Below are 1,276 nucleotides of genomic sequence, written 5' to 3' on the forward strand. Positions count from 1 at the left end.
TGGAGTGTTCCCGCTAAAGTGGCCACTGCAATTAAGCGGCGAGTTCGTATATGTCTCTGAATCCTAGTTCATACTCGGCTGGTGTCAAATATCCCAGTGTGGAATGTCGTCGTGCCCTGTTGTAGTACTCCTCGATCCAGGTGAATGTGCTCTTTGTGAGTGCTTTCAGGGTGGGCCATGGGCGCGTGTGAATGAGTTCCTTTTTGTAGCTCGCGAAGAATGATTCTGCGACCGCATTGTCGAAACAAATTCCAGTGCGCCCCAACGATCGTCGGATATTGTTTTTCGTGCAGTACTTGTCGAAGTCAGCGGACGTGTATTGAGTTCCGCGATCGCTGTGAAATATTACTTTTCCGGGTGGTCGACGACGAGCGATGGCCATGTCCAGTGCGTCGGTGACCAGCTCGGTGCGCATATGGTCGGCCACGGCCCATCCGACGACCATCCGGGAGTGCAGATCGATGACGGTGGCCAAGTACGCCCAGCCATTCCAGGTCCGCACGTAAGTAATATCGCCGCACCACTTGGTGTTCGCCTCGGCCGCCGTGAAGTCACGGCCGACGAGGTCAGGTGCAGGAACGGGGCGCTCTCCGGCGACGGTGGTGCGCTTCCACGCCTTCGGGTGGCGGCCTTCCAGGCCTGCGGTTTTCATGAGCCGCCACACCCGCTTGTGCGAGACCCGATGGCCGCCGGCGGCGAGCTCTGCGCGCATACGACGAACGCCAGGGCGGCCGTTGAGACGCTCGTAGAGGCACTCGATCAGCGTGGTCAGTTCGTCGTCCCGCAGGTCTCGAGCTGAGCGGGATTTGCCACGCCATTTGTAATAGCCAGAAGTCGATACGTCGAGTTGAGCACACATGAACGTGACCGGATAGGAATCGGATTCAGCCCAGTCCGCGATAGCCGCGAATTTCACCGCGGGTCTTTCGCGAACCAGGTCGCTACTTTTTTTGCGAACTCCGCCTCCATCCGGGCGTGTTTCACTTCTTCGCGGAGACGCTCGAGTTCCGCCCGCTCGTCCTCATTCAACGGGCGGTCAGACTCGCCGTTTCCCTCGTCTCGGGACTTCTTCACCCATTTCCCCAACGTCATCTCGTGAACGCCGATACTGCGTGCAACCTCGGCGATCGCACGACCATCATCGATAACCAAACTTACCGCGTTGGCCTTGTACTCGGGAGTGAAGCTCCGACGAGTCGATCCCATAATCTGCTCCCTCTATCTCGGGGGAACTCTCCGCTCATCTCCGCGTGTCCACCAGAACGGGAACGGTCCA

The 1,276-nt window shown here is 58.5% G+C and carries 2 protein-coding genes; both read right to left on the reverse strand.

What is annotated here, in order from left to right; translation table 11 throughout:
- Positions 1–31 precede the first annotated feature (31 nt).
- A complete protein-coding gene (locus G6020_RS15355; protein WP_202959127.1) occupies positions 32–916 on the reverse strand; it encodes an IS3 family transposase in 885 nt (294 codons plus the stop codon).
- Complete coding sequence (locus G6020_RS16780) at positions 913–1,206, reverse strand: transposase (protein ID WP_095719256.1); 294 nt, start codon at positions 1,204–1,206, stop codon at positions 913–915. Before G6020_RS16780 ends, G6020_RS15355 begins: the two co-directional genes overlap by 4 nt.
- Between the last annotated feature and the right edge of the window lie 70 nt (positions 1,207–1,276).

It is taken from the genome of Dietzia sp. B19, assembly GCF_014145155.1.
Taxonomy (GTDB): domain Bacteria; phylum Actinomycetota; class Actinomycetes; order Mycobacteriales; family Mycobacteriaceae; genus Dietzia; species Dietzia natronolimnaea.

What these genes read in the sequence shown, in the direction of transcription:
- G6020_RS16780 (WP_095719256.1), bottom strand. Translation starts at nt 1,206, where the DNA reads ATGGGATCGACTCGTCGGAGCTTCACTCCCGAGTACAAGGCCAACGCG.